7 protein-coding genes are annotated in these 9322 nt (G+C 62.4%); 4 read left to right on the top strand and 3 right to left on the bottom strand.

Annotated elements, in window-relative coordinates; genetic code table 11:
- The 3 genes from repB to QZ638_RS04625 all read right to left on the bottom strand — a co-directional run.
- A partial coding sequence (gene repB, locus QZ638_RS04635) for a plasmid partitioning protein RepB (RefSeq protein WP_295807476.1) occupies window positions 1-1029 on the bottom strand: 1029 nt, incomplete at its 3' end.
- Window positions 1026-2291 (bottom strand): plasmid partitioning protein RepA, encoded by a 1266-nt coding sequence (gene repA / locus QZ638_RS04630; RefSeq protein ID WP_295807483.1) that lies wholly within the window; start codon window positions 2289-2291, stop codon window positions 1026-1028. The genes repA and repB, both read right to left, overlap by 4 nt.
- Window positions 2292-3079: 788 nt before the next feature.
- Window positions 3080-3889, bottom strand: a complete 810-nt coding sequence (locus tag QZ638_RS04625) for an IclR family transcriptional regulator (RefSeq protein ID WP_295807474.1) — start codon at window positions 3887-3889, stop codon at window positions 3080-3082.
- 214 nt (window positions 3890-4103) lie between these two features.
- Between QZ638_RS04625 and QZ638_RS04620 the strand changes: the two genes are divergently transcribed.
- The 4 genes from QZ638_RS04620 (at window position 4104) to QZ638_RS04605 (ending at window position 9321) form a co-directional block, all read left to right on the top strand.
- A complete protein-coding gene (locus tag QZ638_RS04620; RefSeq protein WP_295807471.1) occupies window positions 4104-5633 on the top strand; it encodes a M81 family metallopeptidase in 1530 nt (509 codons plus the stop codon).
- An 83-nt stretch (window positions 5634-5716) separates the two neighbouring features.
- A complete protein-coding gene (locus QZ638_RS04615; RefSeq protein ID WP_295807468.1) occupies window positions 5717-7330 on the top strand; it encodes an ABC transporter substrate-binding protein in 1614 nt (537 codons plus the stop codon).
- Between the two features lie 165 nt (window positions 7331-7495).
- Entirely contained in the window at window positions 7496-8437 is a 942-nt protein-coding gene (locus QZ638_RS04610) for an ABC transporter permease (RefSeq protein WP_295807465.1), read from the top strand.
- Window positions 8438-8466: 29 nt separating this feature from the next.
- A complete protein-coding gene (locus QZ638_RS04605) occupies window positions 8467-9321 on the top strand; it encodes an ABC transporter permease (protein ID WP_295807481.1) in 855 nt (284 codons plus the stop codon).
- Window position 9322: the final 1 nt, after the last annotated feature.

Raw genomic sequence — 9322 nt, 5'->3', positions numbered from 1 at the left:
GAGTTCCGGCAAGAGCGTCGCCACGTAATCGGCGAAACCCGGCCTGGTCTTTTCGTCGAAGTCGAGCCTCGGTGTGGCGCCCAGCGTGATTTTCGCCAGAGGGCGTCCCTTGCTGTCTGCGACGGCGCGAACCTTGTCCGCCTTCCTGGCCTTCGTCGCCGCTCGGCGCGCCAGCCGCTCGTAAAGTCTGCGGAACCGCTCATCCGAATCGGCGGCGCGAAACGCAACGGAGGTGATCTCGTCCTGAGCGATCACCACGGCCGCTTCACGCTTCAGAAATTCAGCGAGCGCCATCCAGCGGGGTCGCCCTGCTTTCGGAGCCGGTCCAATGGCGCTGGCAATGTGCACGGGTACCGCTTCAGCCACCTGCAAGAGCCGCGTCATCTCGGCTTTGTGCAAGGAGAGAGAGCGCTGCACCACTCCCCGATCAAAGCCGTGACGCATCAGCCCATCGGCAAAAAAGGCCCGTTCGATGAAGGAGAGATTGCGCCGCTCGGTGTTTTCCTTGCCCTGGGCAAGCACCAGTTCATCGTCATTCAGCGTCCGTACGATCGCCTGGACAGGCCGCTTGAGACGCCCGGCCGCGCGAACGCGCCGATGACCGTAGGCGACCTGGAAGCGGTCGTTCTTGGTGGGGTGTGGGCGCAACAGAACCGGCACTTGCTGGCCGTTCTCGCGCATGCTTTCCACCAGCGCATTGAAGTCTTCGTCGCCATCGTCCTCGCGGCTCAGACGGTCGCGCACGAGCGAGGGGTCGATCAGATCCGGATCGATCTCGACTATGCGTTCGCCCTTGGCAAGACTTTCGCGAATTGCGCGAGCGTCCTCGACCTCCCGGCTCATCGAGGACAACGACAACCCCATCGCCTTGACCGCGCCGGAGGAACTGCGCGGCGCCTCCGTCTTCGTTGGTACGGGTGCCGATTTCGTTTCCGGTGCCTGCGGTGCGGGCGTCGGGCTGGGCGAGGGAGCGTCACCCTCGCCTGAACCGCCGAACAACGCCTTGAGATGGTCCTTGCGCTTGCTCATGCGCTATCTCCCGCGGCGTTGCGGCCCCAGGCGGCTTCCACCAGCGCCTCGACCTCGGCGTTGACAGATGTCAACGCTTCCATCGCACGGTCATAGGTGGAGCGCGTGAAATTGTCTCGGCCGACTTCATAGAGCGTCTGTTTGGTCAGACCGGCATCGGAGATCGCCGTCGATTTCACCATGGGTGCCGTCAGCACACGCTCGCCGAACTGGGATCGCAGGAAGCCGACGATCTGCGTCTGCGGCCCGTCATTCGGCTCATACCGCGTCACCAGGTAGCGCAGGAAATCGAAGTTCAACGACCCGCCCGCCTCGCGTACGACGGAAAGCAGATCCGCCGTCATGTAAAGAAACTGGCTCATCGACGCGACGTCGAGCATCTGCGGATGCACGGTCACGATCACCGAAGTAGACGCGCACAGCGCCGAGAGCGTCAGGAAACCGAGCTGCGGCGGACAGTCGATTACGACGACGTCATAATCGTCGGCAACCGAGGCGAGGGCGGCTTGAATGCGCGCGAAAAAGAACTCGTCGGCTCCGCCGCCAGCCTGCCGTTCCGCCAGCATGCGCGGTGTCGTGTGCTCGAACTCATGCAGTTCGAGATTGCCCGGCACCAGGTCGAGCCCGTCGAAATAGGTCTTGCGGATGATCTGTGAAAGCGGGCGGCGTTCCTCATCGTAGCGGATCGCGCCGTAAAGCGTGTCGTTGCCCGACAGATCGATCTCCGGCTGGTAGCCGAACAGGGCGGAAAGCGACGCCTGCGGATCGAGATCGACCGCCAGCACGCGATAGCCCGACAGGGCCAGATGCTGCGCCATATGCGCGCTCGTCGTCGTCTTGCCCGAACCGCCCTTGAAATTGGTCACCGAGATGACCTGCAGATGCTCGTGTTCGGGATCGCGCCATTTTACATAGGAGCGCGCCTTGGCGAGATTGCCCTTGGTCCGTGCTTGCGCCGCCAGATGCTGGCGCAGCGCATTGATATCGGAGAGTGCGTAATAACGCCGCCCGCCCGGACCGGTTTCCGGTTGCGGCCCTTCGCCGGCGATGGAAAGCTGACGCAGATAACCGTCGGACACGCCGATCAGCCGCGCGGCTTCACCGCTCGAAAATGTGCGCAGTGTTTTCTGGGCGGCCGGCGGGAAAAGCCGGTCGCGCATGACACGTAGTTGTTCGGAAAGCCGCGCGGCGTCCGCAGCGATGGCCTCGTCGGCTGCGAGCACGCTCTCAGCGCCCGCGCTTCCCGTCGCTGCCTCCGCCATCTTATCCAACTCCCGCTCTCCTTCATGGTCGCTGGCGATATCCATGCCGCGCCGCTCCTCGTTTTCCGTTTCAGCCATGCGCCCGTTGACAGCTGTCAACATGGCGCAGCTCATTGGCGAACGCAGCGCGTTATGCTTCATTCCACCCCGGAAGCGACGCAGCGCTTCCAGGAAATGATTGCGCAACGTAACCCGATTCGCAGGCGCTGGGCGAGTGGCCTACGCTTGAGGGGCGAGATACGCTCAAAATGCAAACGCGCTGCGACCTCGTCTGAAACCGGCAACAACCGCAATTAACAGGACTGTATTCTTGTTACGCCGTTTTCACACAATCGCCTGCAATGCCGTAACCAATGCCACAGGAACGCATGGTGGCGTCAAGAAGTTTTTGGTTAACAAAGGGTTAACGATAAACCTGTCCGCGCCGCGACAATCGATGCCCGCGCCGAATAATCCCGCACTTACCGAAACTTAAATGGAGTGCGGGAGCGGCGCACCGAAAATCTCCACCCCGATCCCGCTGAAAAAAACATCTCCGGCCGGGAAACCGATCGCCCGATTTGACCCGTAAAGACACGATGCGGCAGGTTTGGAGAATCACACGGAGCAGGGGAGGGGGCCCACCGTGTCTGTGCCGAAGCCGGTTAGAACCGGTAGAAACGTCACGTCCCCTTCGGTAAGGCCGACCGTCTCTCGCACGTCTTCATTCAGCGGGCCGCGCCCGAACCCGTAGCGTTTCTGGATGACGGGTCGATGGACCGGCAGACAAGGCCACCCCGAGCGGACATCTAAAACCTGTTGATGGCCCCGGCCGCCTCGCCGGCCAGCGGTGCAAACCGGCGGCAGAAGGTCTCTGCGTCCCATTCGCTCAGCGATCCGGCAATATGAATCGCGCCCAGAGGCGTGCCGTCCGGCGCCACCAGCGCGGTAGCGATGGCGATCTCGCCCTGGAGAATCTCCTCGAGTGCCAGTGCATAGCCGTTCTCGCGCGCCTCCTGGACCTTCGCCCGGATCGCGCCGGGATCGGTGATCGTCTTCGGCGTGATCTCCCGGCGCTCCGAGCGCTCGATGATCTCGTCCACCTCCGCATCGCTCATATGCGCCATCACCGCACGCCCACCCGACGTGCAGTAGATCGGCACGCTCTGCCCCACCAGTGTGGCGAAGAACGTCTCGCGCTTGCTTTGAAGGCGCGCTGCGTAAACGAGCCGCAGCCCATCGCGCAAACTCAGATCCACGCGCTCGCGCACGGTGCGCCGCAATTCCATCAACACCGGCGAGGCGCGCGCCACAAGCGGATTGAGCCGCAGATAATCGCGCGTGTGATCGAGAATGCGAATGCCCGGCACATAACCGCGATCGTCGGCGTCGCGTTCCACATAGCCGAGCTGGCGCAAGGTGTGGACAACCCGCTGCGCGCCGCTCTTGCCCAGACCGCCGGCCGCTGCGATCTCGTTCAGCGTCAACGGCTTTCCCGCTGCGTGAAAGGCCGAAAGCACCTGCATTGCCCGTGCGATCGCCTGCACGAAGAGTGGATCGCTCTCATCGATGCTTGTGCTCGGCGGCACACCGTATTCCGCCTTCTGAATATAACGCACGCATCACCCCCATTTTTCGCCCAGAATTCGTTTGACTCTGGAACGACTGCACATCTATCGTATTATCGATACGAATGTATCGTACAGCGATACTTGGTTCTCCACCCTATCACGCATTTTCCGGGCGTCGACCCGAAAATGCTTTCGTGCAGAAGCGGGGCTTGTGAATGCGGCGTTGCATTTCGATTGGCACTCTCACTTGCGGAGAAGCCTCATGAGCAAGAGGGTCGCGCTCGCCGGCTTCCTGCATGAAACGAACACGTTCGCCCCGTCCCGAGCCACCTATGCCCAGTTCGAGCAGGGTGGCGGCTATCTGCCCATTTCGCGGGGAACGGAGATCCTCGAGCGCTGCCCGGGTGTCAATCTGGGCATTTCCGGTGCCGTTGCCCATGGTGGAAAGGCAGGCTGGGAAATGGTTCCGGTTCTGTGGACCGGCGCCATCCCTTCGGCTCACGTCACGCGCGACGCCTATGAGCGTATAGCCGGTGAGATCGTCGACGGCATTGCCGCGGCCGGGCCGCTCGACGGCGTCTGCCTCGATCTTCATGGCGCCATGGTCGCGGAACATCTGGACGACGGGGAGGGGGAACTGATCGCCCGCGTGCGCGCCGTGGTCGGGGCGGATGTCCCAATCGCCGTCAGCCTGGATCTGCATGGCAACACAACGCAGCGCATGGTCGATGAAGCGGATCTTCTCGTCGCGTTCCGCACCTACCCCCATGTGGACATGGCCGAAACCGGGCGGCGCGCGGCCGAAGGGCTCGACAGGCTGATGACGCGTGGCCGTCCCTTCGCCCATGCGTTCCGGCGGCTTCCCTACCTGACCTCCATTCCCTGGCAGTGTACGTTCATTGAGCCGGCAAAAAGTCTCTATGAAGAAGCCGCGGCACTCGAGTCCGAAACTGTTGTCAGCGTGTCCTACTGGATGGGCTTTCCCGCCGCCGACATCGCCGAATGCGGTCAGACCGTGCTCGCCTACGCCGAGACACAGGACGCCGCCGACCGCGCTGCGGATCGTCTTTATGCGCGCATCGTGGATGCGGAAGAGGCCTTTGCCGGCCGTGCCTTCACGCCGGATGAGGGCGTGCGCGAGGCCATGCGCATCGCCGAAACGGCGGTCCGGCCGGTCGTCATCGCCGACACGCAGGACAATCCGGGCGCAGGCGGCGATTCAAACACCACCGGCATGCTGCGCGCGCTTTTAGGAAACGGAGCAAGCCGCGCCGCCATCGGCATGATCGTCGATCCACTGGCGGCGCTTGCCGCCCATGCGGCGGGTGAGGGGGCGGAGATCGCCATTCCGCTCGGCGGCCAGTCCGGCGTTCCGGGCGACGAACCCTTCACCGGCACCTTCCGTGTGGAAAAGCTGTCCAATGGCGATCTGCATGCCACCGGCCCCTATTACGGCGGCACGCATATGAATGTCGGGCCGTCCGCCTGCCTGTCGATCGACGGGGTGAAAATCGTCGTCGCCTCGCACAAGGCACAGATGGCGGATCTGGCCATGTACCGTTTCGTCGGCATCGAGCCGACGGAGATGGCCATTCTGGTCAACAAGAGCTCGGTGCATTTCCGCGCCGATTTCGACCCCATCGCCGAAACCGTGCTCGTGTGCACGGCGCCGGGACCGATGCCGCTCGACCCCGCCGACCTGCCATGGACCAAACTCGCAGACGGGATGCGGCTGTCGCCCAACGGACCGGTTTTCCGCCGCGCCGCTTCAACACCGGCGATGGAGGCCTGACACGCATTCAACGCGGCACAAGAACCGCGACAACCACGTCACCACGAAACGCAAACTTCACATGCAAGAAAAGAGGGAACATCATGTTGCGTATTCAGGAGAGACTTCACCACTTAAGGAGTGCCGCGCTTGGCGTTGCCGCCGGTGCCGCGCTGATGGCCGGCATGAGCACAGCCGTACCGGCGTTCGCCCAGGACAAGACGATCACAGCGGTGATGCATTCGGGCTTGCGCGTGCTCGATCCCATCATCACCACCGCCCACATCACCCGCAATCATGGCTATATGATCTACGACGTGCTTGTGGCCGTGGACGAAAACTTCGAGCCGCAGCCGCAGATGGCCGACTGGACCGTCTCCGACGACAATCTCACCTATACATTCACGTTGCGCGACGGCCTGAAATTTCATGACGGCGCGCCGGTTACGGCAGCCGATGCCGTCGCTTCGCTCCAGCGCTGGGGCAAGCGCGACTCCGGCGGCCAGCTCATCTTCGATGTAACCGAGAGCCTCGAGGCGACCGACGACAAGACGATCGTCTGGAAGCTGACGAGCCCGTTCCCGGCCCTCCTCGACACGGTGGGCAAGCAATCGGCCGTGCCGCCCTTCATCATGCCCGAGCGCGTGGCGAGTGGCTCTTCAGACGAAGCCATCACCGACTATACCGGCTCCGGCCCGTTCGTTTTCGTCGCCGACGAGTATCAGCCCGGCGTTTCCGTCACCTACCGCAAGTTCGAGGACTACGTTCCGCGCGAGGGCGAGGCGAGCTGGATGGCCGGCGGCAAGAACGTCAATGTCGACCAGGTCAAGTGGGTCACCATGCCCGACGCCCAGACCGCCATCAACGCCCTGATGTCGGGCGAGATCGACTATATCGAACAGGTACAGATCGATCTCCTGCCGCTGCTCGAAGCCAGCGAAGAGGTGACGGTCGAGACCCGCGAGGATCTGGGTTACCAAACGATCGGCCGGATGAACTTCAAACATCCGCCCTTCGACAATGCGAAGATCCGCCAGGCCGCGCAAATGGCGCTCAGCCAGGAGGCGGTGCTCGCCACGCTGATCGGCGACCCGAATTACTACAAGGTCTGTGGTGCCATTTTCGGCTGCGGCACGCCGCTGGGCGATGAATCGGGGTCCGACACGCTGACCTCGGGCGGCGACATCGAGGGTGCAAAGAAGCTGCTCGAAGAAGCTGGTTATGACGACACGCCAATCGTGCTGATGCAGCCAACGGATGTCGTCAGCCTGACCGCCCAGCCGGTGGTCGCCGCACAGGCCCTGCGCGAAGCCGGTTTCAATGTCGACATGCAGGCGATGGATTGGCAGACGCTCGTCACCCGCCGCGCCAGCCAGGCGAAACCCGCCGAGGGCGGCTGGAACATCTTCTTCACCAACTGGATGGTGCCGGAGATCAACTCGCCGCTGATCAGCCCGATGTTGAACGGGCGCGGCGACGACGCCTGGTTCGGTTGGCCCGAGGACGAAAAGGTCGAGGAACTGCGTGCAGCCTTCATCGCTGCCGACTCGCCGGAGAAGCAGAAGGAAGTGGCCGTCGAGATCCAGAAGCACACGCTGGAAAACGTGCTTTATGTTCCACTCGGCCAATATGTCATCCCGCAGGCACGCAGCAACAAGCTGACCGGCATGATCCCGTCTCCCGTTCCGGTGTTCTGGAACATCGAAAAGGCAGACTGATCGCCTGAACTCCTGCCTCGCCTGGTTGCCGGGCGGGGTCAGCTGCGGGGCTTTCGGGCATTTTGCCCGGCGCGATTCCTGTTCTCTCCCTGATCGGGATCGCGTGCCCCGCTTTTTTGCAAGGCGCCCATTCTGTGCGGGTCACACAAAGGACACCAGGTTCCGATGTTAGGTTACATCACCCGGCGTATTCTGGCCGTCATTCCGGTCATGATCATCGTCGCGATCTTCGTTTTCCTTCTGCTGCGGCTGACGCCCGGCGATCCGGCAGCCATCATTGCCGGCGACATGGCCACGCCCGCGCAACTGGAACGCATCCGCACCTCGCTCGGGCTTTCAGATCCCCTGCATGAACAGTTCATCACCTGGGTCGGGCTTCTCATGCAAGGAGAGCTCGGCACGTCGCTGATTTCCAGCACCCCGGTCACCCAGATGATCGGCCAACGCATATGGCCGACGATCAACATCGCGGTGCTGACCATTCTGCTTTCGGTGCTCATCGCCGTTCCCATGGGCGTGCTTGCGGCGTGGCGCCACCGCACATGGGTCGATTATGCGGTCATGACCTTCTCGGTGCTCGGCTTCTCGATCCCCGTCTTCGTCATTGGCTATATCTTCATTCAGATCTTCTCGATCGAGCTGCGCTGGGTCCCCGTCCAGGGTTATGTCGCGCCTTCGGAGGATTTTGGAAAATTCCTCTCCCGCGCCATACTCCCCTGTCTCACCCTTGCCACAATCTATGTTGCGCTCATCGCCCGCATGACCCGTGCCTCCATGCTCGAGGTGTTGGGCGAGGATTACATCCGCACCGCGCGCGCCAAGGGCGTGAAGGAGACGGTGGTGCTTTTCCGCCATGCGCTCTCCAACGCCGCCGTGCCGATCATGACGATCATCGGCACCGGTTTCGCGCTCCTGATCGGCGGCGTTGTGGTGACCGAAAGCGTGTTCAACATTCCCGGCATCGGGCGCCTTACGGTCGACGCCATCCTGGCGCGCGATTACCCCGTTATCCAGGGTATGATCCTGCTGACGAGCGGTCTTTATGTCTTCATCAATCTGCTCATCGATCTTTCCTATACATTTTTCGATCCGAGGATCCGCTACTGATGGTCGCCTCCCCACAACCCGCCTCCCGCATGCAATGGCTGTTTGGTGCCGTCGCCATGCCGCGCGGCTGGCGCGCCGGCGCCGGGCCGATCATCGCCGCCATAGTGCTTGTCGTCATCGTCCTGCTTGCGGCGCTCGCGCCGCTCATCGTGCCGCACGATCCCATGGCCATCGACGCCCTGCAGCGCCTGAAGGGTCCGAGCGAAACCTATCCGCTTGGCACCGACGCATACGGACGCGACGTGCTTTCGCGTGTCGTCACCGGCGGTCGGGTGTCGCTTTTCATTGGCGTGTCGGCGGCAATCGTCAGCGTTCTGATCGGTCTTCTGATCGGCCTCGTCTCCGGCTTTTTCCGCATGGCCGACGCCATCATCATGCGTATCATGGACAGTCTGATGGCCATTCCTTCCATCCTGCTCGCCATTGCCCTGGTCGCGCTCAACGGCCCCAGCATCTGGTCGGTCATGGGCGCCATTACCATTCCCGAGATACCGCGTGTCGTGCGCCTGGTGCGCTCGGTGGTTTTGTCGGCGCGTGAAGAACCCTATGTGGAAGCCGCCATCGCGCTCGGGTCGTCCATGCCGAAGATACTGTGGCAGCATCTGATGCCGAACACGCTTGCTCCGCTTATCGTGCAGGGCACTTATATCTGCGCCTCGGCAATCCTCACCGAAGCGATCCTCTCCTTTCTCGGGGCCGGCGTTTCGACCGAAATTCCCACCTGGGGCAATATCATGGCCGAGGGCCGCGTCTACTTTCAGCTCAAGCCCTCATTGATCTTCTGGCCAGGTCTCTTGCTTTCGCTATGTATCCTGTCGATCAACCTTCTGGGCGACACGGCGCGCGATATGCTGGATCCGCGCCTCAAGAAGCGGGAGGGATGAT

The organism is uncultured Nitratireductor sp. (assembly GCF_913053745.1).
Classification (GTDB): Bacteria; Pseudomonadota; Alphaproteobacteria; order Rhizobiales; family Rhizobiaceae; genus Nitratireductor.
Note: the sequence above shows the minus strand (reverse complement) of the source record. Positions and strands in the feature narration are given on the sequence as shown.